Consider the following 25,512-nt stretch of genomic DNA (forward strand, 5'->3'; position numbering starts at 1 on the left):
CCCATAATAACAGGATAGAGGTTTTATTACTTCTCATTTACTGTTATGTTGACAAACCAAAATGGATTGAGATTGAGGCATGTTAAAAGAGGTTTCATTTAAACCACGATGGTTACCATTAAAGGCGATTTCGTATTTTCACAAAGCGCCTATTTGTTTTATGAACCAGGTTGCTTCTCTTTATGGGGATATAGCAAGTTTCAAATTTTTTAATCGACATTTATGGATAATTCGTCATGTACCCGCCTGCATACATGCTTGCTCGTCAATCGACAACAGATATCCACCGGGATAACTTGATTTTTAAAAGGAATGATTTAATAGTCGTTAATATTCATGGTATTCATAAAATTTATCAAAAAGGCATTAATGATTTACAAGCGATTGAGCAATTTATTATTCATCGCCAACAAGGCAAATGTCGGGTTATTGATATGTCGTTATATGCTTTTTTGCAGGTTATCCAACAAACACCCCTGGATATTCCTATCCGTTCTTATGTAACGACATCAGAAGCGATTCAAAGTTATTTATCTTCTCTAAAAGGTGAATTTCGGTATTGAGGCTTTACTATATATTTGGTTTCTTGGTAGCAATTGAAAAAAGATTTGGTATATTGTAAGTAAAGAGTAAAAAGGAATTTATCAATGGAAAATCAGAGCTCACGACATCCATGGAATGCGCGATTTATTATCGGAATTATCATCCTACTGCTCGCTTTTATAGGATTAATCCTGACTAATATGAAAGCGGCAAGCGCATGGCGATTTTGGCAGATAATTACAGTTATCATTGCGCTGCTTGCTTTAGGATTAAGTCTTTATCATAGGCATGTGAAGAAAATCCCAACATCAGTTCTCATTTGGCATGAAATTTTGCATTGGTTGGGACTCATGGGTTCTGTTTATATCATTTCAATTTATGTCGATATAGGAATTATAAGCTCATTTATCGGTGCATTAGGGGTACTCGCACTTCTTGCACAGGCAATTTTTTTAGCAGGTATTTATATTGAGCCTACTTTTCTTTTGATTGGAGTAGCACTTGGTCTATTCGCAATAAGTATTGCATGGATGGAATCACACATATTTCTTATCATTATTCCTATTTTAATTATTGCTGTTTTAGCTACAGCTTATTTTGCTCGACGAAGGAACGAATAGTTTCTAAAAGTTGAAGCCCATATTGGTTTTAGTTAAGAAAGGAGGATGTAATATTTCAGCCTCCTATTATCCTGTTGTCAACATACCACAAGAGATGCCTGTGACTGTTTTTCTTAAAAGAGGTAAATCTTTTCTTTTTATGGCCTCAATCTGAATGAGATTCAAAGGATGAACCATGGTTGATCTTAATTGGATACTTTCTCCTAGCCAGGGTTGATGAAAACAAAAATCCTTTTCACCTGTTATTTGGTAGAAGAATAAGATGGTTGATTCTAACTCTGATTGAAAAGGCTTAAGATATTTATTGGAACCAGTCAATTGATAGAGGTATTGTTCCCAGATAGGGAGATAAACTTTGGAGAGGGTCACTCCTAATTGTTTGACAAAGGAAGCAAAAAGAGCATTTTCGTTGTAAACAAGCTTAAGTTTATTTTTTCCAGGATCATTTAGCTCTAGCCAAGAGGAACCCAGGCCCCACCAGGTTGGGAAAAGGAGTCGTGTTTGAGTCCAGCATAGAATCCATGGGATAGCACGAAGCTTTCTTTGATCCGAGCCTGATTTTCGTTTGGTTGGGCGAGATCCAATCTTAAGTTCCTTCAAAAAATGATAGGGGGATGCTTGTTCAATTACCGCCCAAAACCATTCACTCTTTATCAGCGCTTTATATTGTTGGCTGACTTTTGTGGCAAATAATACCAGTTCCTCAGGATAGTCATTATCTATCTTATTATCTTGTTGTGAATAGATATCAAGAAGTTTGTCAATCTGGCTTTTGAGTATAGAGCTCGACCCAAAAAGTCGTGCAACCATTTCTCCCTGAATCGTCGCTTTATAATTTGACATTATTTCCTTTGACCAGGATGCAGTTTGTTCTTTGATATCCCCACCGCCACGCTCAATACTGCCACCCGAACCATGAAAAAAAATGGGCTTAAGATTCTTGTTTTCTAATGTAGACTGAATACTTTTTAAACTTTTAGCAATCATGAGCCGAGAAGCTAATACGCCATTTTCTTTAGAGGAATCGGAATAACCCAGCATGACTTCATAGCTGCCATCCCATTGCTTAAGATGCTTTTCTTTAATATCTTCAGTGATAGAATTATTTAAAATCGTATCCGCATTGGTGAGCGCAAGTTGATTTTCAAATAAGGGTACAACAGGTAAGGCATAGCTTCTAAACACTTGTTTCACTAACTTAATTCCATTTTTTATATCCTCAGCGGATTCAACCATGCTGAGAATAAAACCCCGTATATAGTTTTTGGGATCGGTCCCATGGGTTATAGAATAAACTTGTTCAAGCATATTGGTGATTGTGGTTTTTTTGATGCTTGTTAAACTTTCTTTTACAACGGCTGAATCCTCTCTGAGCTCTAAGGGTATGACCAATGCAGGATAAAGCTGAAAAATGCTGGCAATAACGGAGAATTGTTCGAGTTTAAAATTTAAAAACTTTAGGGTGTCCGCTTGGATCGTAGTTAACTCATTTTTGAACGCAGAAACTCTTCCATGATCCCTGGGTTTTATTTTCCTAAGGTCCTGGGTTTTCCTGATAAGCTGATTGATCTGGTTTGCCAAAATTTTGTTTGCATTTAATCCCGTTGAGAATTTAACAATTTCGAGTACTTCTTTTAAACACTCCTGAATGTAGGTGATAAAAAAAGATCGAGAAAGCTCGAGACTTTTAACCATGATTTTTTCATTAACCCCTGAATGCCCATCTTTATCACCTCCTACCCAGGTCCGTAATTGAATAGGAACACCCTTAGTGTAAAAGGAATGATAAAGTTGGATATTGAGTGGATTGAGTGCGTATTGATAGATGTATCGAGCCTCGTCTTCTACGCTGGGCTTTTTATGTGGAGAAATGTTAATTTGGAGCGAAATTTTAAGCATTTGATCCAGGTGTGATTCATTCATCAGATAGGGAGATTTAAGCACCTCGACCAGATAGTCACGAATTGCTTTGAAAAGTATTAAAAATTCATTGGTGCGAGCTTCGGTTGGGTGTGCTGTTAAAATATAATGAATACCTTGCGGTTTGTCAGAATAAATTTTTTCTTTTCTTTGGTTGATACGAGAAATTCGGTAAGCACTTTCACAGGCATTAATGAGTTCCATCATGAGAGAAAACCCATGCGCAATTTGATAAAGACGACTTCTATCAAGCTTGGAAAGCTCAATCTGGAGACTAAGGAGCGCCTTTCTAAGCTCGAGTGCTTTACTCCCAATGGTGTCTTGCATAGACACTCGAATTTGCTCAATTATTTCGTATGTTTCTTTTCCATAAACTTCTGCAATGGCCTTCCCTAAATGAGTAAGAGACCAAGAAACCATATGGCTGAGTTCTCTTGGCAGATGGGAGACATTTTGTTTCATCGAAAACTCCAATTTCTAAAAAGTATCTGGAGCGTGTGTTCCGGTGTCATCCGTTTTGATTTCATATCAAGTAGATAACTTTATACAGAGTTTAGCAGCTGATTTTCCAAAGATTCTAGTGCATTTAAATCAATTGAAAATGTCATCACACGCATTGTAATACACTTAATATATACTGGAAAATATTCCCTTTTGCTAATTTTAATTTTATAGAAAATAAATGGGCTCAAGCTAAAGCAATCCAAAAAACATCCTTGTTCTAACAAGGAACAATTTGTGGTGTATTGCTCATGATCAATTTATATGGAAAATGCCCTATACCGGGGCAGTTAGTGGTTAATCTTGAAAGTTTAAAGTTAAGCTACAGTCAAATCATTTGGTTATAAGACTATAGATAGCCAAATAAGCTGAATACTGTTATTGCAAACAATTCCGAACATTTTTTTAAGCGTCAAGATGCGATGAAAAAGACCTTGCTGTTGACATAAATATCTTATCGATCAATAATTGTACATAAAAATGGAAATATGCTTTCTTATATATTGAGACATAGAGCACCAATCAGATGAGCGTGGTTGTCTGCAGCAATATTCTTGGTCTTGGTTTCCTCCTTGAGATTGGTCATCAAACATGTGCATATTCCAAATAAATTTTGTTGTGTGGGTCAGATTCAGTTGAATGATCTGCGATGGAATGCTGGATATACAAAAACTAATATGCCTTGGAGATCTGTAACAGAATCGGAGGTAACAAGGTTAGTGAGTACTCTACACAAGTCTAAACATGTATCTGTGGAGAAGCAAATTATGAGAGATGATAAGTTAGAAAATGTGCCAACCAAGCGTTCGCCAAGACGTTCTCCGCCACGTGAGCGCGTTGGAGAACACGTCGATCCGGCAATATTGAGCAGCAATGATGACAGCGAAACATTATCTCTAGCATTAAGCCAGACTATATCAGCTCGTGCAAGCCTTTATTGGCCCTCTACAGAACTAATAGATGAGCTAAGTGTTGCTGCACATGGGCTGCTAGGATACATCGATTTTCTTACAAAGCAGGAAGACGGTGATTCTCTTATAATTGGCTTGTGTGCTCGCGTTCTTGGCCCTGAAGGCTTGGATCCGCAAGATTTCTTTATCGAAGCAACCAGAGGAACGATCATTGATAATCCTAAGGGGTTAGCGGAGTTCTGCAGAAATACACTAGAAAGCCATTTGTCTAGTGTGTACGAGGGCGTTGACGGCCCTGAAATTGGGCATGCGCGCGCAATAACGATAGCTCTTCTCGGAGACGTGGGGGCATTTATGACGGCCACTGGTGCTACCACAGGTACTGTGCGTGATGAGAAAGTGTCGATTAGACTTAAGGAATCATTCAGTGATTATGCACTCCAAATCGAAGGGATGGGGCCTGAGCATCGAGATCTGGTTAATGATTCTGCCCAGCGGGGTAGAAATGTTGGTGGTGGAGGCGTTGTTGGTCCGACAAAAAGTAAAGAAAGAAAACGTGTTGATGAAGAGGAGCTTATTCCCAGGACGGGAATACACGACTGCGGTAAAGACGCAGATGAACTGCTTGGACGATTTGAGAAAAAAGGGCATCTAGTACCAACGAAATGGGCATCTGCTCGACTGCATGAAACCCGGGTGAACAACATTGATGAGCCTCTGGCAGGGCATATGTCTGCTTCGCCATCTGAAATTCTGTGGACCTGGGATATACTTGCTGGGCGTGGTCTTGATTCAGCATATACAGGAAACCCTGAAAAGGAAACAGACTATTTCTCCTCAGCCCGAGCCGCTGGGGCGTGTGCATTTCTGGTTGGTTGTGGTTACCACAGCGCGCTTGAGGTATTGCACGGAACGATGATCTACGTGGGCCAGGATCCAGTAGAAGTGTTACCTCATGCTAAGGAAATGAGAAGCATAGAGACAGGCGTTCAAGAGCCACTCGACGTAGGGGTTTTATTTCACTCCGGCGCTGCGACTAAATTAGTGGAGGAGCTCCTCGATAATACGACTTCAGAGGTTGGACTCAATGTAAAGTCTTCCATTAACCTGGAACTCATTGACAGTCCTTCATTGGAAGTTGCGAACAAAGAAAAGCCTTCAGTAGAGAAATCTGTTGAACCTAAAGCAACATCAAAGAAAAGGCCAATGTGGAGAGTATTGTCCGATATGGGTTTTGAAAGTGTTGCTGTCCCTATATATAAAGTAGCAGATCGACTTGAACACTTAAGTAAAACAGATCCTAAACAGGCAATTAAATTAGGGGAAGAATACTTAGCATATAAACAACATAAAAAAGATACAGAATATGTTCGAAAAATACAAAGCTTTGTTGATAACTTAAAAGTCGACTACAGTAAACAGATGAAAAATGATTTATTAAAATTTAAGGAAGAGCTCTCTTCGAAACAAAACAATGAAAGACAATTTAACTTTTAGTATTAAAGTTAAGCAACAAGAGTGGCCTGACAGCTATACTGATGTTTAAACATCTGTTAGGCCAAATTAGCAAATAATAATCCTAGAACAGTCAGATTCCAAATTGACGGCAGTTTTATCAGCAAATCTACCCTTCCCATTTTTGTTGCCAACCCGCATAGGATTTAAGCAGTATGTTTGTCTTTATTGTTTCTTTTTTGCGTGACCATATGGTATGATTAAGAACTTAAAGTTCTAAAGTTGATCATTAATCAGTAATATGCCAGCTCTTAAACAGTGATAGATCACTTACTTAGGTGTGTTTATAGCGTATTTCAAAATCACCTAAACTGTGATGAATACCTTGATTCACCATACAAAGACCAGGGACCAGATGGTTTTTTCAATCAATAATTGGAGATTATTGTTATGCCTCGTTACAAAACCAAAAGAAAAATCAAAACTAAATCAAGTCCAGATTCAGGATATGATTCAGGATATGAAAGTGATGGAGGAACGGAGTATTCTCCCGTAGAAGATATTGGTGTAGGAGGTTACGCTAAGGCCAGGTTGTTTCAATCTCAAACTAAAAAATCTGTTGTTGTTCTAAACCCTGTTACATTGCCTGGAGATTTTGGTGAAGCTATATTGAAACAGAGATTTTTTCAAACGGTTTATCCTGACAAGCAATCTCACTTGTTCTCTATGAGGAATAAGGATTATAGATTGATTGTACCCTATATTTCCCATGTTCCCTATGAAAAGCTTAAAGTTGACACACCAGAATTTCAAAAGCTTATTTTTCGTTCTGCTATCGAAGCTTTAATAGATTGCCATGCTAAAGGAATTATTATGGTTGATCTCAAATCAGACAACATTTATTACGATTCCAGTACGCAAAAGAGCTATTTAATCGACGGTGGTTCTTCGGCACTCAGAGGAACTTCTCTTGACCCTTTGGCGTTTCAAAAATCAAGCCAAGAGAAAGTAGAGGAGTTCAAGGAAGATTATTCCCATATCGCACCAGAGTGTTGGTCAGTAAAGCCAAAACAAGTACTCGCTACTTCAGCAATGGATGTTTACTCTCTTGGTAAACTTATGGAAGACATATTGCTGGAGCCAGATATTGAAATGCGAACTCTAATCGATAGCTGCTTAAAAAAAGATCCTGGTGCTCGTCCCACGCTTAAGGGTTTACTAAATTCTTTAGATAATTGTATCTCAGAAAAGGAGAACATAATATCGTGTCTTCAAATAAAGTATTAACCCGGCTTCCAATTAAAAAATAAAATGATTTTTTATGGAACTATTTTTATTGGGACATCAGGTTATTTAAAGAAACCATGCAAAATTTTTTCGCTAATATTTGTTTTATCAATTATTTCAAGCCAGGGGATTTGTATTAGTGCCAATTGATTGAACCACGCTGACACCTCTTGGCTTTTGAAAATATTTATCCAGGATTAACAATTCTCAAATCGAATTCAAGAGGACAATTTTGCGGCTATTCTGAATGCCTAAAAAGAAGTAGACTTTTATTATGAATGTCTACTTCTTTTTGAGGTTAAACTAACCCCTATTCGGAATTTGCATATTTATAATTTTGGTGTAGGTTGTCCTGAAGAGGGAGATACAGAATCAGTTGAACATGTTTTTGGTGATATAGTCGAAGAAAAAAATCCCGCATCTGATCTTTTTTCCCTAACTTGAGCTCCTTTTACATTCGTTTCTTCAAAGGAAACCATTATAGAATTTTCAAATTCATCAATAAATTCCGATGATTTAATATAATCACCTAATAGATTTTTAAATGTAGTGATACATGTATCCAATTCCCTCTTATCGGGGGTAACTTTTGTCCTTAAATCAAACATTAAACCCGGTTTAGGTCCTCTGAGTGGTACTCTAGGAATATATTCTACTTCAGGATCTCCTCTTCCCCACATGTGAAGATGCAAAAGACTTGGCTCCTCATCATCGCCTACATGTATGACTCGAGATTGCGAGTTAAAATGATGAGAATTATTCCCTAACTGAGAAAATTGTGCGATAACTCCCAGTTTTTCGTAAATTTTCGTCATTATAGCTGCCACATCATTAAGAGCTCGTTGTTCCGATAGAGTATAAATACGGTTAAATGCAGAGGAAATGCTGGATTTATCTTCATTAATGTAACGGATAATGCTGCGATATCCTTGACAATCAGTTGGATTAAGAATTACTGAAAAATGATATTTATTGCGAACAGTAATAGTTGCTATTGAAGTGCCTGCCTTAGCAAAGTCAATTGACCAGTGAGAGGCTGGATATTCGTGCATGTGGAAATCTATCTTACTTTTCATAAGAATCCTTTAATTATTTGATTTGCTTGGGCTTAAAGTGTTTATATTTTATTTAATTTGATAAATTATAATCCTTTGACCGACAATAGTAAAGCATTCATTGAGTTGTCATATTGACAATTAAAAGACAATATGTTTAAAATATATATCTTTCGGTGGGGGCTGGGGTAAAGCATGCAAGAAAAAAAGGAATGTATTGATAAAAAAGAAGAGCAAAAAAGTTCTTCTCTGAGTTCAGGCCTATTTCATAGCGTTTTTTCCTCTGTTAGCCCAGATTCTTCTTTTAGGAGAGGGAATGCGAAAATTGTTATTATGCGCCATGCCGAAACGCTCTGGAATGAGCCTAGAAAGCGAATACAGGGACAATCTCCTAACGCTGAAATTGAACTATCGGAGAAAGGCAAGCAAGATATTATTAGGACATTGGATTCTAGTAAAACCCCTGATTTATTAATTTTAAGCCCTCTGCATCGATGTATACAAACAGCGGAAACATGGTTTGGTATGCAGTTTAAACAAATAAAAACCCCTACAGTTTTTATTGAGGGTTTAAAGGAAGTTAATGCCGGTAAATTAGAGGGACTTTATGTAGACGAGCTTTCTGGGGAACCAGAAAAAATATGGAATCTCTGGAAAAATGATCCTCTTGGATTTCCAGGTTTTCCTGACGGTGAAACATTAGAAGAATTCCAACATAGGGTTTTACAAACATTCTCGGAACTTTGCAATAGTTATGGTGATAAACCTCAAGAGATCTGTATTATCACTCATGGTGGCCCTATGCGCGTATTGGGATGCTTTCTTAATGATAAAGATTTATCCCATTTATGGGATCATACGGTTACTAATCTTGAAAGGTTAGAACTAACCCGCGATCAAATCATTCGCTTGCAAAACTACGTACAGGAAAATACGTTGAATTCTTTTCCTATTCTATAAGTTTTTGAAAGATGTACCTGGAATAAAGTTGGAATTTGCATTTGTTTCTTGAATTCACAATTTCTTTGAGGTTTTCTTCGGATAACTCTGTTTGAGACTCTACCTTTGCCTAAGAGTCCGTTCTTCCTTGGGATTTTTATGGGATCCCGTTTTTTAATTTTGTTGTCATTTCCTGATTCCCTTCCCCCGTCAGTTTATTCGCTCTATTGCTGCTCAGGGACTGGAGGAAAACCATTACCAGTTTCCAAAAGTTAAGTGTGCCTATTGCTGTAGATACTCAGGCTAATACCTATACAGTTCAGGGAACGGTTCCAGAGGGTGATTATTATTATACTTATTCTGGATATCGCTGTTTAAAAGAGAAAAAAGGATATTGTTGGAGTAAATGCACTCCTATTCCATGCTGGAATCGCAGGTGGAAGTGATAGCTGTTGTTATCCTGAATAATCTAAGGTTGTTACCACGTAACTTGGGAAGTAACAATCCGATATAGCTTTCCAGGTTACATTTCCAGAATCTATTGTCTTGTATATCTTTTGGCAAAAAATTTTTGGTACAAATAGACCGAACTTGGGTAACCTGATGAACAAGAAATCCCCTTGAGAAACTGTGAGGTAAACCTGTAGCCCAACACACTTATTTTTAGTCCATCCTTATCAAGCATATAAAGGATTGGTGTAAAAATATTTCTTAGTAGCGCTGAACAAGGAAGCCATTTTATTCGGGTAAATAAAGTAGGTTCTTCTTATTTTGAGTATAGTGCGTATATTGCAACTAAAAGCCCAAGCTCGCCTGTTGTTAGGAAGAAAAAGCTTGTCTCTACTTATAAAAGCGGGAGACACGGATATATTTTCCCAGTTGAAAGGTCCATTCTTTTCGGTGCTTGATGATAACTCAGCAGTTATTCCAGAGTGGAATAAGTTTAATTCCTGTATTTCCTTTGTAAATTAAGTACTTATTATTTACTATCCCGCCGTTATTATTTAAGACACAAGGAACGAAATATTAAATAATGGGGAAATAAAATGGGAAAATTTTCTAGGGGAATGAGTAAGTATGGAAAAGGCTTGCAATCGGCATTTACATGGGATAAAGATGAAAAAAAGGAGTTGAAAAGAGAAAGTAAATTAAATCATGCCGAAGCAATTGTCACTCTGCCAGCCCGATTGGTTTTAGATCCATTAATTGGAGCTACGGCATTAGCAGGGGGAGTTGTAGTTGGAGGGATATGCATTCCATTAGGATTGTTATTTAGTAAAGGACTATTCGAAGTTGGAGTACTGGCTCTTGCAGGTGGTGCTGTAGTTGGTGTAGGTGGAATTGTGGTATGCCCTATCGCAAATATACTTTTGGCTCCTTATAACGGCATCCAGGCATTCAGGCATCGTGATAAACATACACGTCATGAGAACGTAAAAGAGAGCACACCATCATCTTTTTCTCAGGGTGCAAAGAATTTGAGAACTCCTGCTAATGAGGGCCATTTGGATAACGAGGATGAGCCTATTCATACCGTGAGTTTATTTCAAAAAAACAAAACTGAACCAAATTCGAATCCAACAGGTTTTCCTGATAAAGAGCCTACTTTCTCTTTAAATCGTTAGAACTAAAAGTTAAATTTGCATAGCTGATGGACTAATTAGGCTGATTTTTGGATCTTAAGAAATTTGATGAAGTTAGGCGTGTCAGCTAGTAGTTGTTTAATGCCTGACTTTGCAGCTATAACTTAATCTCCTACTGCTGATTTGCTTCCCAATCTTCGAAAGTTAGAGCAAAACGAAAATGATCCTGCCAGATGCCATTGATTTTCAAATAGCGGGGTGAAAACCCTTCTTTAATAAAAGCGTTTTTTGTTGCCAGCTGTATCGATGCTGTATTTGTAGGTTGGATATTCACTTCAATTCGATGAAGATCCAGAGTTGTGAATATCTCTTTAAGAACAAGCTTAAGTGCCTGACTCATTAATCCTTTTCCTTGGTGCTCTACAGAGGCATAATAACCTAAATAAGCACTTTTAAATGCACCACGAATGATGCCGCTAATATTAAAAACACCGATAATTTGTTGATTATCATCCCATGCAATATAGTATTTTTCACTTTCTTGTTTGCTCTTATTCACATAAGTTTGGAACTCTTCAGAAGTACAAGGCGCAATTATAAAAGGGAGATGAAAACTACGGCTATTTTTCATGGTAGAAATAAATACAGTTTCATCCTGGGCGGAAGGTTCGCGTAGTACCATCATTTCTTACTCAATAGGTATCTTGTTTGGCGAAATATTGTATCATGCTGTTTTGTTTCTTATCAAAGCTCTGACAAATTATTTAATCCAGACCCCATTTGGAATAATTTAGGTTCAGATCTTTTTAATTTTTCTGACAATTAAAAAATAGAAAAGGCAGACTCTGACTGTTTTTAAAGTCGATCATTTATCCTGGATATAAGAGCCTTATAAGGTTGATTAGAAATCGTAATCAAGCCAGACAAAGGATTACTTAAGACGATGATTGCAGTAAGATAAAATGACAGAAAAATGCAGAGCATTACGTGAATACAATTCTCCACAAAAATTCCTTCCAGCAAAAAAATTGAAACGAAAATAATCGTAAATGTGCCAATTAAGATCATCAGATACCATGCTGTGGGGATAATGACATCAAGCATGCTGATACGTTGGTTTCTTGCCTCAGTTGCTGCATTTAAAGAAGAAATCGCTCTATTATAAAAGGATTGGGTATAAGAGTCTGAAGGGCGATATTTCAAGAATTCTGAGTAGAGTGCGTTGCTTGCATCTTGGGTTTTTGATGATGCGTTTCCTTTTTTCATTGCAGACCATTCATCATTGAGAATCGATAAAATATATGCATTAAGTAATTTATCAATATTTTGAAAAACAGGAGATGGAAATCCTCTGCTATTCTCCCAAGTTGTATATATTTGTGTCACTTCTTGTGCAACCACACCAGTTGCTTCTTTATAATTACTCCATGAGATAAAGGTAACAAATCCTAGAAAGATGCTAAAAAGACCTCCTATGATACTGACAACCAATCGTGTACCGTGCATCTCTGCCGTAATATGCATAGTTTGCCGTTTATAAAAAAACACCACCTTGGTAAGAATCAAAAAGAAAGTTACCCAGAATAAGAAAACGAAAGGCGGGTAAATATGAGCAACAATGGCACGTAACACGCAACTCTCCTTTATTTACCTTAAGTTATACGGCTATAGATCCCTATGTGCTCATCAGGGAAATTCGGAACTAATACTGCAAATTTGTTCTTTGAATGGTGTCAATATTCTTTAAATAAATTAAATTTTTAACCTGTCTTTTTTGATTTATATAGTGCATAAGACATAGCAATTTCAGAGATTATTAGAAGTTGAATTGTCATTATAATTAGTCCATTATCATCCATGATTGATTATATTATAGACAATTTTATCAGTGCTTAAAGTTTGATTGATTTATGTATGCAGGTGGCTATATATTTGTCTTTGTCATTTTTTTATACATAGGTAAATAGGGAAGGACTGAACCAATAGAAGTGCCAGAATTTGGCGGTTTAGCAAGGGGGATAGTTCATCATTTATTCTGTTAAATGTAACCCAATAAGTTTGACAAAAAACGCAAAGCATCTACGATGAAATTAATCACATTAATTCAATGATATTTTATGCGCCTATCTTTAATTTCATTAAAGTCAAAATGGCAATTATATATTGCACTATTAGCATTAATTGCAATTGGCATATATCTTATTATGCTTGCTTTCGATATTCCTATGCTTAATATTCCCTTGTTGTTTGTTATAGTTATTGGTGGTATCCCTGTATTTCTACAAATATTATTTAAATTATTTAAAGGAAATTTAGGTGCGGATTTATTGGCGGCGATCGCTTTGGTAACTGGTGTTATTTTACATCAATACCTGGCTGCAACATTAATCATTCTTATGCTTGCCAGTGGGCAAACATTGGAATATTACGCGATGCGAAAAGCATCTTCCGTTTTGCGCTCCCTTGTAGCGCGTATGCCGTCAATTGCTCATCGAAAAATAAACAGCCATATTGAAGATATTCCATTATTAGACATTAAGGTAGACGATTTAATTGTGATTTATCCACATGAAACTTGTCCTGTAGATGGTATTGTTATTGAAGGGCATGGATCTATGGATGAATCCTATTTGACAGGAGAGCCCTATCAAATCTCCAAAACACCAGGGGCTTTCGTCTTATCAGGCGCAATTAATGGAGAAACTTTACTAATTATAAAAACAACGAAACTTACATCAGATTCACGCTATTGTGCCATTGTAAAAGTATTAGAGGAAGCAGAGCAAAAACGTCCCTCCATCAGGAGATTAGGGGATCAAATTGGGGCAATCTTTGCGCCTATCGCTCTTGTTTTTGCAATAGCAGCTTGGTATTTCACAGGAGATGCAATACGTTTTCTTTCTGTGCTAGTCATTGCAACACCATGCCCGCTATTAATAGCTATCCCCATTACTATCATTAGTGCTATTTCAAGAGCTGCAAGACAATCTATCGTTATCAAAGATCCAACTGTTCTCGAACAATTACCTACTTGCAAAACTGCCATTTTTGACAAGACAGGCACACTTACCTACGGAAAGCCTGCTTTAACAGAAATTAGCGTGGTTCCAGGCTATACCAAAGAAATGGTTTTAAAATATGTGGCAAGCCTCGAACGCTATTCAAAACATCCTCTTTCAAATGCTGTTTTAAATGCCGCACAAAAAGAAAATATAACTCTTCTTGAATCTTCAAATGTATCTGAAAAACCCGGACAGGGGTTACGAGGAATTATTGGGAACCATACAATTCTCATTACTAGCCGAAAAAAAATTTTAGAAGTAAGTCCTGAGGGTATTCACTTATTACCGCCCGTAGCACCTGGACTGGAATGTATCGTTTTGATTGATAACCAATATGCTGCCTCGTTACATTTTCATGATGCTCCACGCATTGAAAGTAAATCATTTTTAGGCCATTTAGCCCCATCACATCAATTTAAAAAAATTATGTTGGTTTCCGGAGATCGTGAGTCAGAAGTTGTCTATTTAGCTAATTTATTAAATATAAAAGAAATTCGTGCATCGCAAAGTCCAGAACAAAAACTGGCTATAGTTCGAGAGGAGATTAAAAGAGCGCCAACTGTTTTTATGGGGGATGGTATTAATGATGCGCCTGCATTGACGGCAGCAACGGTCGGAATTGCGTTTGGACAATACAGTAATGTAACAGCTGAAGCGGCGGGGGCGGTTATTATGGAAAATACATTATGTAAGGTGGATGAATTAATCCATCTTAGCCTAAATACTCGAAGGATTGCTTCGCAAAGCGCTATTGGAGGTATGTTGCTTAGTATCATTGGGATGGGGGTTGCAGCAGGAGGATTTATCAATCCAGTAAGCGGTGCAATAATTCAAGAGCTAATTGACATTCTTGCAATTGTTAATGCTTTAAGATTGGCTTTTGGTTCGCGAATTAATATTGATTTACCAGAATTTTCAAAATGAAGTTGGATAGGGAATAAATTCACTTCCTAAGCGTTACAATTTTTTGCCAGATTCGGGGAAATAGTGAGTTTTTTTTGAGATTCAAGAGGGGCATAAACCTTCGGATAATTTTCGGCAAATGAAAATGGAACATTTAGAAACTTGTATTTATATCATGCGTGTGCTTAATTTTAAATTAAATCATGACCGATAAGGGATTTATAATGGCCTTGGAATTTGACGTAATCATTTTAGGTGGTGGCAAAGGTGGTAAAACTCTTGCTGTTGATTTGGCAAAAAATGGACAACGAGTTGCCATGATTGAAGATAATCAAATTGGTGGCACGTGCATTAATGTAGCATGCATACCTACCAAAACGTTGGTGCAATCGGCCAAGATTGCGCATTATTGTCGTTCAGCGACAGCCTATGGTTTAGATGCTGTTCTTGCTCCTATTGATTTTAAAGCAATTCGTGCACGCAAAAATGCTGTAGTCACTGCAATGCGTGAAGCTAATTTAAAACAATTTTTAGACTCCGGTATGGATCTTATGCTGGGTCGAGGGTACTTTTTAGGCCATAAATTGATTGAGGTGAATTTATCCTCGCCGCGAGACGGTCAAAATAAATTAGAAATTACTGCGGACAAAATTGTTATTAATACAGGGGCTTTGCCTTTTATACCGCCTATCCCTGGCCTCGATAAAGTCAACTATTACACCAATGACAGTTTAATGAATGTTGATGAGGTGCCTAAACATTTACTGATTGTTGGAGGGGGGTATATTGGCTTGGAGTTTGCGCAGTTATTCCGTCGTTTGGGAGCAGATGTTACTGTTATAGAAGCAAGTAAGGAATTTCTTGGCCGTGAAGATAGCGATATCGCCAAGCAAGTTTTGGAAACCTTGACTCAGGAGGGAATCCATTTTGCACTGGATACTCAAATTAAAAGTATCCACGAGGAACATGAGGCGATCATTGTTGATTTGAATCAAAATGGAAAATCGGAACTAATTCGTGGAAGTGATGTGCTTATTGCAGTTGGACGTATTGCAAATACAGAATGGTTAAATTTAGAAAAGACGGGGGTTGAACTTGATGAACGTGGTTTTATTAAAGTTAATGAATATCTTGAAACTACAGCTAAGGGAATTTGGGCTTTAGGTGATGTCAAGGGGGGGGCTCAATTTACTCATTTGTCCCTGGATGATTATCGTTTATTAAAACATAACCTACAAAACCCACAGAGTAAACATTCGGCTCAAGGACGGTTGATTCCCTATACAGTATTTCTTGACCCAGAGTTAGCACGAATTGGCATGACAGAAAAACAAGCCCTTGCTGAAGGTCATTCTATAAAAATAGCAAAAATACCTGCTGCGAGTATTCCTCGGGCAAAAACACAAGGCGAAACAACAGGTCTTTTGAAAGCAGTTATTGATGCAAAAACAGATCATATTTTAGGCGTTTCAATTTTCTGTGCCGAAGCGGGTGAAATTCTTGGCGTAGTACAACTAGCCATGGAGCTGGGTATACCTTACCAGAAATTACGTGATGTTATGTTTGCTCATCCGACATTAGTTGAAGGAATTAATCTTTGGTTTGGATCAGTGGCAGAGTGAAGAAGTGGGCGGTATTTAAATGATCACAGAACTTTCAAATCTTTAATACTGAAATGTACCCGTTTTGTTGAACAATGTACTTTCTCAATATTTAATCGATTTAAAAACAGTTAGTAATGCCCTATAGCTGATGCTGTAGGGCAATAAGTTTAGGCTTGTTCTATTTTGATGTCGCGAGCCCCACCTATAGTTTCTTCTTTCTTAGGAAGTTGAATCCAAAGCATCCCTTTTTTGAAATTTGCTTTTACTTTATCTACATCCACGGACGAAGGTAATGAGATGGAACGCTCATATTTCCCGTAACTGATTTCTCGAGAAACATATTTTTTATTTTTATTTTTTTTAGATGTAGATTTTTCACCACTTATGGTGAGTACATTATCTGTTATCGATAGGTGGATGTCCTTTTCATCCATTCCCGGCATTTCAAGCTGGATACTAAAGTGATCTTTATCTTCAACCACATCCATAGATGGAGCAAGATTTAACTGTTCAAATTGCTCCCAGCCTTTAAAACGGGAAGGTGAGAAAAAATCGGAAAACTCGCCAAATAATCTATCTACTTCATTTTGCAGTCTTATAAAAGGAGAGGAAGTATGCTCTGCAGGGTGTATATTTTTCAATTTTGCTATTTTACTCATGATAAGCTCCATTTATTGTGGTTCAATAAATTATCCCATTATGCTTATTTAAGTTTGATGTACAAAATCACTTTGTCAAGTCAAGAATGTAGCAACCAGGGCTTATACAAATTTGGAAAAGCCTCGTCACAACAATGCTAACAAGTCATTGATGCGAATTTAAAAAGTGTTTTTTAACATTAATCGAACTATATTATTCCTTATATCAGATGAATTGATAGTTTAGAGCTTCCTGTTCATGGAATTGATTATTATGTTAGAAACACTACTTTCCTTTACCATATCATTATTAATTGGTTTACTAATTGGCATTGAACGAGAGCGTGGGCACCCTGAAGGAAGCCAATTTCTGGGGGTTAGAAATTTTACATTATTATCGATGTTGGGTACTTTGGTTGCTGTATTGCAACAAGCGACTCTTACCATAGCAGTAAGTGTTTTTGTCATAGGTATTTTGTTGCTGAATTATTATCAATCGATTATTAATCAGAAAAAAAACAATAGTATTGAAATCTTAACTCAAATTACAGCGTGTTTCATTTTTTGTCTGGGTTATATGGTTCCAACATCACCATTTCTGGCAATTACGTTGAGTGCCATTATTTTTCTTGTACTCATTGAACGCCAACGCCTGCATATTTTGGCACGAGAAAAATTCAAACCTCATGAAATTGAAACGATTATTATCCTGGTTATTTTTACGTTAGGGATTTTACCGCTCCTTCCCAATCGTACATTTGATCCCTGGCATTTATTCAATCCAAAAGATTTTGGATTATTAATTGCAACAGTTGCTGCGATTCAATTGGGGGGGTATATAGCAATCCATTTATTTGGTGAGCGCCTGGGAATTCCTCTGACAGGATTATTTGGGGGATTAGTTTCAAGTACTGCTGTTTTTGCTCAATTAAATGATACATTAAAGCGATATCCCAAATCATGGAATGCAATTCTTGCTTCAGGGCTTTTAGCTGCGATTGCAATGTTAGTAGATGTACTTATTATCATTTTGGTAGCGTCCCCAGGTTTATTTATTTATATTATTTGGCCTATAGTTGCAATGATTTGTAGTGGGGTTTTGTTCGCATTTATTTTGCTTCGTTTTCAAAAAGCACAAGCAAATGAGCAAATTTTGTTATCTACTCCGCTCAACTTATTATCCATTGTACGTACGTCTCTTATTATTGGATTATTCTTGCTAATGATTGCTATGGCAAGGCGAATTATTTCTGTTAAGGGCATTTTATTGCTTTCATTTTTGGGTGGGCTTGTCGAAATCCATGGTGTTTCATTAGCAACAGCCTTACTTTATTTAGGAAATCATATTCCTATATATGATGCGCGTTTTATGGTATACATCGCGATTTTGGCTAGTTATATATCAAAAATAATTTTAGTATGGTGTTTCACACCGGTTCGCTTTGCTTTTGACTCCTCTATGTTGTTACTTGGAATGTTAGCCAGTGGTGTTGTCATCTACTGCATTGGGCTTTAAACCAAGGTCATAACAGACAGAATGCCTTATTGTTCGCTATCAACCAGGATATTGCTGATACCTCATGCAAAACACGGGACAAACAGGTTTTGACTCTTCGATTTCGTTTTTGAAGCAATACCAATCTCTGCCAGAATTCCAAGACCTTCTTTTTCAGCTCTGTTAGTAACTTGTTCTCTTATCTTCTCACAGGAGAAAGCTACTGTTTTGCCAAAACCAAATGAATTTTTTATTGCTATTCCTTGCATTAAAAAATCCTTTTTTGATATTTCATTCTGTTTCATATCAATCTGGAGGAAGAAATATGAAATTGCTTCTGAACAAAATGAAATTATATGCTACTTTTTACAATAGATTCGATCAGTTCATTTCACAGGAAGAGATAAAATGGGCTCAAACTCTTTAGGTGGGTACGTTATTATTCCTGCAGAGCTAAAGGAAAAGCGTGGATAATGAATTTATTTTAAAGGCGAGGGATTTGACGGTTGAACTGGATCACCAAATTATCCTCGATAAACTGTCTTTTTCCGTAAAGAAGGGTGACATAGTAAGCATTTTAGGGCCAAATGGGGCTGGAAAAACTGTTTTGTTGAAATGTTTGCTTGGACTGTTACCTTATGAGGGTGAAATATTATGGAAAAAAGACATTAAAATTGGTTATGTTCCCCAACGTTTGCCTTTTATTAAAGACATCCCTTTAAGTGTTGGTGAGTTTTTTTCGTTAAAACGGGCAAGCAATCAAGTGATAGATCAGATTATGAGTGCTGTAGGTCTTAATCATGGTTTCTTGGTCCACAGAATGAGTGACTTATCCTCTGGTCAGTTTCAACGATTGTTGATAGCTTGGAGTTTGGTTGGAAAACCGGACGTATTGCTATTTGATGAACCAACAACAGGAATCGACATCGGTGGCGAAGAGACCATCTATACTCTTTTAGATACGTTGAAAAAAGACTGGTTGCTTACCATGTTACTAGTGACCCATGATTTGAATGTTGTCTATCAATTTTCTAATCAGGTTATTTGTTTAAATAAAAAAGCCGTGTGCATCGGCCCGGCAAATAACGTACTTACTCCAGAAAGCTTGCAGCAATTGTATGGTGGTGGAATAAAGTATTACTTACATAAGCACTGAGTAAAACATGAGTTATCAATTTACTTTGAGTTTACTTGCAGGAATATTTATTGGTGGAGCATCAGGTTATTTAGGCTCTTTGATGCTCAGTAAAAGAATGGCACTTGTTGCTGGTCCTTTGGGGCATTTGACTTTGCCAGGAATCGCTTTGGCGTTAGTTTATGGCTTTAGTATCGCATTAGGTGCGTTTCCTTTTGTCCTGCTGGGTATTATTTTTATTTGGCTTTTGGAACTTAAAACAAAGTTGCCAATGGAAGCTTTGACGGCCGTTGTTTTTGCATCTGGAGTTGCCATAGCTTTTTTGTTTTTGTCAATAGAGCAAGCAGAAACTGCATTAGTTGGGGGCATTGAGCAGGTCACCCTTTTAGAGACCATCATATCAATGATTGTTTCGATTTTTATTTTATTGATTATTAAATTTATATATCCAAAGATGGTTTTGATCAATATTTCCGAAGACTTGGCTAAGTCAGAAGGTATTAATGTTAAATTTTACAACCTCATTTATTTAATGATGATCGCGGTGATAGTAGCTATGGGGGTGCAGCTGGTTGGGGGATTACTTACTGCTGCTTTAGTTTCCATTCCTTCAGCTGCGGCTAAAAATTTATCCCAGAATCTAGCACAATATCGTCTTCTTTCAATCATCCTTGGAGTCATTTCTTCTTGTGTTGGAATTGTATTATTTCAATTAACTGGATTTCCCTCTGGTCCTTTAATTATTTTAATAAGCACATTAATTTTTTTAGCCTCGGTTGTTTTTAAGAGATGAACTAGCGCTACACTAATAATATCTCTTGCCCCCATTGGTGCATCAGGGTCATCCATAATCAAAACGAATGATTGTGTATGCGGCGGTGGATTGTGCCAAATAAGGGGGGGCGGTTTGTCATCTCCCTCACAAGTATATTCTAAAGGAATCAAAGCATTGTGCTCAAATGCTGGGCTTTCTAGTGAGAAACTCAAAATAATCTCCTTATATTTGTGTTTTTCCCTGTCTTTTTTTCCTTAATTTGCCATAAATTAAGAAAAGTAACTCATTTAAGCATAGCATGATCACAATACAGTTGCGTTTTTATGAGGAGTTAAATGATTTTCTACCCATGGAAAGGCGACAAAAGCGTTTTTCCCATACTCTGAAACAACAAACAAGTATAAAAGACGTTATAGAGTCACTTGGAGTTCCACACACTGAAATCGATTTGATTTTGGTCAATGGTAATTCTGTTGCTTTTAATTACTTAATCCAAGATCAAGATAACATTTCTGTATATCCTATGTTTGAGAGTTTGGATATAAAAGAACCCACGCGTCTTCGTCCAAAACCATTACGAGCAACTCGTTTTATTCTTGATGTTCATCTGGGAAAGCTAGCTAAGTATCTGCGTTTACTGGGATTTGATACTGTTTATGAAACAAATTTATCAGATGAAGCCATTGTGAAGCGCTGCCAAAAAGAACCGCGCATTGTACTAACCCGCGATATAGGTTTGTTGAAAAACAAATGTATTACACATGCTCATTGGATGCGTCAGATAGAACTTAATCAGCAAGTAAAAGAAGTAATAAGGCGATTTGACTTATCGAAATAATGCCATCCATTTACTCGCTGCCTGGTTTGTAATGGATTACTCAAAAAAGTAGCGAAAAATCACATTATGAATGAGATACCATTATTAACAAAAGAATTTTATAAAGAATTTAAGCAATGCCAAACCTGCAGAAAAATTTATTGGAAAGGGAATCATTTCAATAAATTAAAAAAATGGATCGCAAAAATGCTCCATGAAAATCCCTAATTATCCAGTGTAAATTGAAATTAGAAGATTAATCCATGGGATAGTCAAAACCTACACTAATAGGTATGGCGCCGTTAAAGAGATTACGCTGAGGTACTCTCATAGTAAAAAGGCGTATATGCTTAATATAGGATGATTATTTGAAGGGCGATTTCAATAATGAGCATAGAGAAGAAGCATCAAATAATTGAGCAACACTTACTTGATATTGTGCATAAATTCTTAATGGATCTTGATGCCCAGCGTGCTTTGCAAAAAATATCATTAAATGCTTCCCTAGAGAGTGATTTAGGTATAGATAGTATCGGTAAAGTGGAACTTTTTAGTCGTATAGAAAAAAATTTTCAATTCATTTGCCTGAGCGTGCTCTAACGGAGCTTGATTCTTTACATGATTTGGTCAAAATGATTGCAGAAATATCTGGCGAACAACCAAAAAGAAAAATTCAAAAATACGCACCATCAATTAATGCCACCAACATTGATCTTGGCAAATCAAAAACAATAATCGATGTATTATTGGCTTATGCAGGAAAAGAAGAAAAACGCCCTCATTTATATCTGCAAAATGAACAAGGTGAAGAACAAATTATTTCATATGGGCAGTTATGGGATGAGGCTAGAAATATCGCTCGCGGATTGCATAAGAAGGGAATAAAACAGGGCGACACAGTGGCAATTATGCTCCCCACAGGAGAAGAGTTTTTTTACGCTTTTTCGGGAATTTTATTAGTAGGTGCTACGCCTGTTCCTATTTATCCTCCATTTCGGCCCGATCGTATCGAAGAATATGCAGAACGCGAAGCTAAAATTTTACATAATGCTCAAGCCCGAATGTTAATTACTTTTGTAAAAGCGGGAGCACTAAGCCATATATTAGGTGCTTTTGTACCCAGTTTAAAAGAGATCACTACCATAAAGGAGCTTAGAGCATTAACAGGCTTTTTGCCTGAGATTGAGTTAGAACCAGAAGACCCTATTTTAATTCAATACACATCGGGTAGCACAGGTGATCCCAAAGGAGTTTTTTTAACTCAGCAAAATATGCTTGCCAATATACGCGCAATTGGTAAGGCAATACCTGTTCAACCTACCGATGTGGGCGTGAGCTGGTTACCACTTTATCATGATATGGGGCTTATGAATTGGCTCGGAGCAATGTATTTTGGTATCCCCATGGTTATCTTATCTCCACTTACCTTCTTAACGAGGCCGGAGCAATGGCTATGGTCCATTCATTATCATCGCGCTACATTATCAGGAGCCCCAAATTTTGCTTATGAATTGTGCATCAAAAAAATTAATAAAGAAGATATTGAGGGATTGGATTTAAGTTCCTGGCGATTTGCATTCAATGGTGCCGAAGCTGTAAATCCAAAAACATTAGAACTTTTTGCGAAAAAATTTTCATCTTATGGGTTTGATAAAGAATCATTTGCTCCAGTTTATGGATTAGCAGAAGCAACTGTTGGGCTCACTTTTCCTCCAGAAAGACGAAAACCACGAATAGACCAAATCCAAAGAGACGCTTTAGAAAAAGCTAATAAAGCGCTCACCACATCAAATAATAAAGATATTATTCAATTCGTCAGTTGTGGTGTACCTATATCGAATCACCAAATTCGAGTTGTTGATGAATATGGAAAAGAAGCAGCAGAACGATTTGTCGGAATGATTCAATTTAAAGGTCCTTCGGCAATGCAAGGTTATTTCAACAATCCTAAAGAGACAAAAAAAATTTTCCATGAAGGATGGTGGGATACAAATGATTTAGGTTACGTGGCGGATAATGAATTATTCATTACTGGTAGAAAAAAAGACATGATTATCAAGGCTGGCCGTAATCTTTATCCGGAAGAAATAGAAGAAATAGTCAGTCAAATACCACGTGTACGAAAAGGATGTATTATTGCATTTGGAGTCAATGATCCTATTCTTGGTACAGAAAAATTAATTGTGGTTGCTGAATCTTATGAACTTGAAAAAGAAAATCAAGAGGCTATGCGGGCAGCAATTAATGAAAAAATGATGGATGCATTAGGTATTTCTCCCGATGTTGTTCTTTTTGTGCTACCTAAAACTGTTCCCAAAACATCAAGTGGGAAACTGCGTCGCTCTGCATGCAAGCAAGCATATATAGAAGGCAGGCTCATAAAAAGTAAAAGATCGACAACCTTGCAAGTTGTGAAATTATTATTGAAGGGAGCTTCAAGGAAAATTTATGATGGGATTATTTTAGTAGGTAAATTCATCTATACACTCTATGTTGCTATTATTTTATTTTTGCTTGTTGTCCCTGGTTGGCTTTGTGTTTTGTTTTTGCCTAAAGAAGCGGCTACCAAAATAATTCCCCTTGGCGCACGTTGTATTTTCAAATTAGGAATGTGCCCGGTTCGTTTTGAAAATGAAGGCAACCTAAATAGTAAAACACATGTCATTTTTGTCGCCAATCATGCAAGCTATACGGATGCCCTGTTATTACTTGCTTATCTACCACAAGGTTCTTTATTTACCGTTAAAAAAGAATTACTAAAGGTACCCATAGTTCGAACTTTTATTAAACGATTAGGTTACTTAGTCATTGATCGCCAGGATGTTGCAAAAAGTATTGAAAATAAAAATCAGATTGCGCAGGCAATTGCAAAGAAAAGTTCAGTGATTATTTTTCCCGAAGGAACCTTTACTTATGCAACAGGATTACGTCCTTTTAAATTAGGTGCTTTTACTCTTGCTGTGGAAACACAAGCAGCATTATGTCCTGTAGCACTATCGGGTACTCGTTCATTATTACGCGATGGAAGTTATTTACTCAAGCCTGGATCAATCAAACTAACCATCGGAAAACCCATTTATCCACATGAAAAAAGTTGGGATGAAATGATTAGACTTCGCAATTTAGTTCGACTGGAAATAGCGAAAAAATGTGATGAACCCATCCTTGATTTAGTTATTGCCGGGCTTGAAACTTAGCTTGAATATACTATTTAGGCGCGAGAACTTGTATTGATAAAGCCCTAATATTTATTGATCAATTATCAGAAGTTTAGATAAGATTGGTTTGTTGTAAAATTTTACAAAATGAAATAATTTTTGTTTTCAATTTAATAAACGTGTAAAGGTCATTCACATGTTAGAGAAAAAAGAAAGTATGCTACAACCAATTGAATCCGAGTTAGTTAATAGAGTCAGAGATAAATTCATCAATGCTTTTAAGCCGCGGTCAGTAAATCCTTCTGATTTCCATGCAAATATCGCTTGTTTAAAAAATTTGGCTCAGGCTTGTTATGCTATGTCCACGGTTTTGTCACCTTATACGGAAAAACAACGAGATACTGAACATGGATTTATAAATGTATTTTTTAAGGATAATACCAGAGAGGAATTGTTAAAAGAGCGGGGAATTGCTGATGCTGCAAAAAGACAAATGATGGAAGGAGTAGATCCTATAATTAGAGCAGAAATGGCAAAAGAACCAAGAATTATAGGCCTCAATTACTATGAGATTGGCAGATTTTATCAAATTACGTTCTCAGATAATTATAAGCTTTGTTTATACAATCTTGAGCCTGGCACTTTAGCCGAAGCTAAAGAGATTTTCCTTGAAAAAATGGAAGCATTAACAGCTGCAAATTCTAATACATCCCTGTTGAAATAATAAGTAATGGGAGGGCATTAATGCCAATAATAACAAGGGAAATGAGGAAAATGGGCAATTTGTAAGTGCCAGTAATATCATGTGGAGTTGTAGTGTAAGCATATGATTCATTAGACACACTGCACCAATAAATATCATAGCCAATCAGGTAATATCGAATATAAGCTCGTACAAAATGGAATGAGAGTAAATTTCTTTAATCATTTAAATAAATAAGACAGAAGAGGCAAGGGGTGCATCCTTGCCATTACTGTGCTAGGCCCGAACAAATGAGGGTCAGAACTTGCCTTTTGTTTTAAGGTGATGAAAAGCAAAAGGCAGGTTCTGGTCTCAGGTATTTGCGAGAAAAAGGAAAAGAGAGGTATCATTGATTGGAATATGGAATTC

21 protein-coding genes and 1 pseudogene are annotated in these 25,512 nt (G+C 36.9%); 15 read left to right on the forward strand and 7 right to left on the reverse strand.

The window, feature by feature from the left end; all coding sequences use genetic code 11:
• Window positions 1-236 precede the first annotated feature (236 nt).
• Together EKG34_RS16350 and EKG34_RS16355 are read left to right on the forward strand one after the other, a co-directional pair.
• The gene (locus EKG34_RS16350; protein ID WP_003634882.1) at window positions 237-563 is read left to right on the forward strand and encodes a hypothetical protein; all 327 of its coding nucleotides are present in this window, start codon (window positions 237-239) and stop codon (window positions 561-563) included.
• Between the two features lie 84 nt (window positions 564-647).
• Window positions 648-1,163: a hypothetical protein gene (locus tag EKG34_RS16355; protein WP_003634883.1), complete on the forward strand. Its 516-nt coding sequence runs from the start codon at window positions 648-650 to the stop codon at window positions 1,161-1,163.
• A 66-nt stretch (window positions 1,164-1,229) separates the two neighbouring features.
• On the opposite strand, the gene EKG34_RS16360 is transcribed toward EKG34_RS16355, so the two are convergent.
• The gene (locus EKG34_RS16360) at window positions 1,230-3,545 is read right to left on the reverse strand and encodes a phosphoenolpyruvate carboxylase (protein ID WP_003634884.1); all 2,316 of its coding nucleotides are present in this window, start codon (window positions 3,543-3,545) and stop codon (window positions 1,230-1,232) included.
• Window positions 3,546-4,351: 806 nt separating this feature from the next.
• Between EKG34_RS16360 and EKG34_RS16365 the strand changes: the two genes are divergently transcribed.
• Complete coding sequence (locus EKG34_RS16365) at window positions 4,352-5,992, forward strand: hypothetical protein (RefSeq protein ID WP_003634885.1); 1,641 nt, start codon at window positions 4,352-4,354, stop codon at window positions 5,990-5,992.
• 408 nt (window positions 5,993-6,400) lie between these two features.
• Window positions 6,401-7,237 carry a protein kinase domain-containing protein gene (locus tag EKG34_RS16370; RefSeq protein WP_003634886.1) on the forward strand — a complete coding sequence of 279 codons (837 nt, stop codon included), beginning with the start codon at window positions 6,401-6,403 and terminating at the stop codon, window positions 7,235-7,237.
• A 329-nt stretch (window positions 7,238-7,566) separates the two neighbouring features.
• Here the strand turns inward: EKG34_RS16370 and EKG34_RS16375 are convergent, their stop codons facing one another.
• Window positions 7,567-8,313 carry a hypothetical protein gene (locus EKG34_RS16375; protein ID WP_080619946.1) on the reverse strand — a complete coding sequence of 249 codons (747 nt, stop codon included), beginning with the start codon at window positions 8,311-8,313 and terminating at the stop codon, window positions 7,567-7,569.
• 174 nt (window positions 8,314-8,487) lie between these two features.
• On the opposite strand from EKG34_RS16375, the gene EKG34_RS16380 reads away from it, so the two are divergent.
• Window positions 8,488-9,252, forward strand: coding sequence for a histidine phosphatase family protein (locus EKG34_RS16380; protein ID WP_003634889.1), 765 nt, complete (start codon window positions 8,488-8,490; stop codon window positions 9,250-9,252).
• Between the two features lie 1,025 nt (window positions 9,253-10,277).
• Window positions 10,278-10,856 carry a hypothetical protein gene (locus tag EKG34_RS16385; protein ID WP_003634891.1) on the forward strand — a complete coding sequence of 193 codons (579 nt, stop codon included), beginning with the start codon at window positions 10,278-10,280 and terminating at the stop codon, window positions 10,854-10,856.
• Window positions 10,857-10,986: 130 nt separating this feature from the next.
• Here the strand turns inward: EKG34_RS16385 and EKG34_RS16390 are convergent, their stop codons facing one another.
• Window positions 10,987-11,499, reverse strand: coding sequence for a GNAT family N-acetyltransferase (locus tag EKG34_RS16390; RefSeq protein WP_003634892.1), 513 nt, complete (start codon window positions 11,497-11,499; stop codon window positions 10,987-10,989).
• A gap of 170 nt (window positions 11,500-11,669) precedes the next feature.
• Window positions 11,670-12,446 (reverse strand): bestrophin-like domain, encoded by a 777-nt coding sequence (locus EKG34_RS16395; RefSeq protein ID WP_003634893.1) that lies wholly within the window; start codon window positions 12,444-12,446, stop codon window positions 11,670-11,672.
• A 485-nt stretch (window positions 12,447-12,931) separates the two neighbouring features.
• Between EKG34_RS16395 and EKG34_RS16400 the strand changes: the two genes are divergently transcribed.
• The gene (locus EKG34_RS16400) at window positions 12,932-14,800 is read left to right on the forward strand and encodes a heavy metal translocating P-type ATPase (RefSeq protein ID WP_003634894.1); all 1,869 of its coding nucleotides are present in this window, start codon (window positions 12,932-12,934) and stop codon (window positions 14,798-14,800) included.
• Window positions 14,801-15,003: 203 nt separating this feature from the next.
• The gene (locus tag EKG34_RS16405; RefSeq protein WP_003634895.1) at window positions 15,004-16,401 is read left to right on the forward strand and encodes a mercuric reductase; all 1,398 of its coding nucleotides are present in this window, start codon (window positions 15,004-15,006) and stop codon (window positions 16,399-16,401) included.
• Between the two features lie 149 nt (window positions 16,402-16,550).
• Here EKG34_RS16405 and EKG34_RS16410 read toward each other — a convergent pair whose 3' ends face one another.
• Window positions 16,551-17,042: an Hsp20/alpha crystallin family protein gene (locus tag EKG34_RS16410; RefSeq protein ID WP_003634896.1), complete on the reverse strand. Its 492-nt coding sequence runs from the start codon at window positions 17,040-17,042 to the stop codon at window positions 16,551-16,553.
• Between the two features lie 253 nt (window positions 17,043-17,295).
• Between EKG34_RS16410 and EKG34_RS16415 the strand changes: the two genes are divergently transcribed.
• The gene (locus EKG34_RS16415; RefSeq protein WP_003634897.1) at window positions 17,296-18,537 is read left to right on the forward strand and encodes an MgtC/SapB family protein; all 1,242 of its coding nucleotides are present in this window, start codon (window positions 17,296-17,298) and stop codon (window positions 18,535-18,537) included.
• Between the two features lie 62 nt (window positions 18,538-18,599).
• Here EKG34_RS16415 and EKG34_RS16420 read toward each other — a convergent pair whose 3' ends face one another.
• Window positions 18,600-18,821: a hypothetical protein gene (locus EKG34_RS16420; protein WP_223800055.1), complete on the reverse strand. Its 222-nt coding sequence runs from the start codon at window positions 18,819-18,821 to the stop codon at window positions 18,600-18,602.
• A gap of 161 nt (window positions 18,822-18,982) precedes the next feature.
• Here EKG34_RS16420 and EKG34_RS16425 point away from each other — a divergent pair, with 161 nt between their 5' ends.
• Entirely contained in the window at window positions 18,983-19,672 is a 690-nt protein-coding gene (locus tag EKG34_RS16425) for a metal ABC transporter ATP-binding protein (RefSeq protein WP_012979455.1), read from the forward strand.
• A gap of 7 nt (window positions 19,673-19,679) precedes the next feature.
• Window positions 19,680-20,444, forward strand: coding sequence for a metal ABC transporter permease (locus tag EKG34_RS16430; RefSeq protein WP_003634900.1), 765 nt, complete (start codon window positions 19,680-19,682; stop codon window positions 20,442-20,444).
• On the opposite strand, the gene EKG34_RS19035 is transcribed toward EKG34_RS16430, so the two are convergent.
• Complete coding sequence (locus EKG34_RS19035) at window positions 20,360-20,638, reverse strand: YbhB/YbcL family Raf kinase inhibitor-like protein (RefSeq protein WP_041819179.1); 279 nt, start codon at window positions 20,636-20,638, stop codon at window positions 20,360-20,362. The genes EKG34_RS16430 and EKG34_RS19035 overlap by 85 nt on opposite strands.
• A 137-nt stretch (window positions 20,639-20,775) precedes the next feature.
• Between EKG34_RS19035 and EKG34_RS16440 the strand changes: the two are divergent.
• The 4 genes and pseudogenes from EKG34_RS16440 (at window position 20,776) to EKG34_RS16455 (ending at window position 25,125) form a co-directional block, all read left to right on the forward strand.
• A pseudogene (locus EKG34_RS16440) lies at window positions 20,776-21,471 on the forward strand (Mut7-C RNAse domain-containing protein).
• 159 nt (window positions 21,472-21,630) lie between these two features.
• Window positions 21,631-21,843 (forward strand): acyl carrier protein, encoded by a 213-nt coding sequence (locus tag EKG34_RS16445; protein ID WP_035904969.1) that lies wholly within the window; start codon window positions 21,631-21,633, stop codon window positions 21,841-21,843.
• Window positions 21,844-21,875: 32 nt separating this feature from the next.
• Window positions 21,876-24,440, forward strand: a complete 2,565-nt coding sequence (locus EKG34_RS16450; RefSeq protein ID WP_003634905.1) for an AMP-binding protein — start codon at window positions 21,876-21,878, stop codon at window positions 24,438-24,440.
• Window positions 24,441-24,597: 157 nt separating this feature from the next.
• On the forward strand, window positions 24,598-25,125 hold the full coding sequence (locus tag EKG34_RS16455) for a hypothetical protein (RefSeq protein ID WP_003634906.1): 528 nt from the start codon (window positions 24,598-24,600) through the stop codon (window positions 25,123-25,125).
• The last annotated feature ends 387 nt before the right edge of the window (window positions 25,126-25,512 follow it).

Origin of the sequence: Legionella longbeachae (genome assembly GCF_004283175.1) — a bacterium.
Taxonomy (GTDB): domain Bacteria; phylum Pseudomonadota; class Gammaproteobacteria; order Legionellales; family Legionellaceae; genus Legionella; species Legionella longbeachae.

Excerpts from the sequence above, each read along its gene's own strand:
- EKG34_RS16360 (WP_003634884.1), bottom strand. The coding sequence starts at position 3,545 with ATGAAACAAAATGTCTCCCATCTGCCAAGAGAACTCAGCCATATGGTT.
- EKG34_RS16385 (WP_003634891.1), top strand. The coding sequence starts at position 10,278 with ATGGGAAAATTTTCTAGGGGAATGAGTAAGTATGGAAAAGGCTTGCAA.
- EKG34_RS16450 (WP_003634905.1), top strand. The coding sequence starts at position 21,876 with ATGATTGCAGAAATATCTGGCGAACAACCAAAAAGAAAAATTCAAAAA.
- EKG34_RS16380 (WP_003634889.1), top strand. The coding sequence starts at position 8,488 with ATGCAAGAAAAAAAGGAATGTATTGATAAAAAAGAAGAGCAAAAAAGT.
- EKG34_RS16410 (WP_003634896.1), bottom strand. The coding sequence starts at position 17,042 with ATGAGTAAAATAGCAAAATTGAAAAATATACACCCTGCAGAGCATACT.
- EKG34_RS16355 (WP_003634883.1), top strand. The coding sequence starts at position 648 with ATGGAAAATCAGAGCTCACGACATCCATGGAATGCGCGATTTATTATC.
- EKG34_RS16430 (WP_003634900.1), top strand. The coding sequence starts at position 19,680 with ATGAGTTATCAATTTACTTTGAGTTTACTTGCAGGAATATTTATTGGT.
- EKG34_RS16445 (WP_035904969.1), top strand. The coding sequence starts at position 21,631 with ATGAGCATAGAGAAGAAGCATCAAATAATTGAGCAACACTTACTTGAT.
- EKG34_RS16420 (WP_223800055.1), bottom strand. The coding sequence starts at position 18,821 with ATGAAACAGAATGAAATATCAAAAAAGGATTTTTTAATGCAAGGAATA.
- EKG34_RS16370 (WP_003634886.1), top strand. The coding sequence starts at position 6,401 with ATGCCTCGTTACAAAACCAAAAGAAAAATCAAAACTAAATCAAGTCCA.
- EKG34_RS16350 (WP_003634882.1), top strand. The coding sequence starts at position 237 with ATGTACCCGCCTGCATACATGCTTGCTCGTCAATCGACAACAGATATC.
- EKG34_RS16415 (WP_003634897.1), top strand. The coding sequence starts at position 17,296 with ATGTTAGAAACACTACTTTCCTTTACCATATCATTATTAATTGGTTTA.
- EKG34_RS16390 (WP_003634892.1), bottom strand. The coding sequence starts at position 11,499 with ATGATGGTACTACGCGAACCTTCCGCCCAGGATGAAACTGTATTTATT.
- EKG34_RS16455 (WP_003634906.1), top strand. The coding sequence starts at position 24,598 with ATGTTAGAGAAAAAAGAAAGTATGCTACAACCAATTGAATCCGAGTTA.
- EKG34_RS16400 (WP_003634894.1), top strand. The coding sequence starts at position 12,932 with ATGCGCCTATCTTTAATTTCATTAAAGTCAAAATGGCAATTATATATT.
- EKG34_RS16375 (WP_080619946.1), bottom strand. The coding sequence starts at position 8,313 with ATGAAAAGTAAGATAGATTTCCACATGCACGAATATCCAGCCTCTCAC.
- EKG34_RS16365 (WP_003634885.1), top strand. The coding sequence starts at position 4,352 with ATGAGAGATGATAAGTTAGAAAATGTGCCAACCAAGCGTTCGCCAAGA.
- EKG34_RS16405 (WP_003634895.1), top strand. The coding sequence starts at position 15,004 with ATGGCCTTGGAATTTGACGTAATCATTTTAGGTGGTGGCAAAGGTGGT.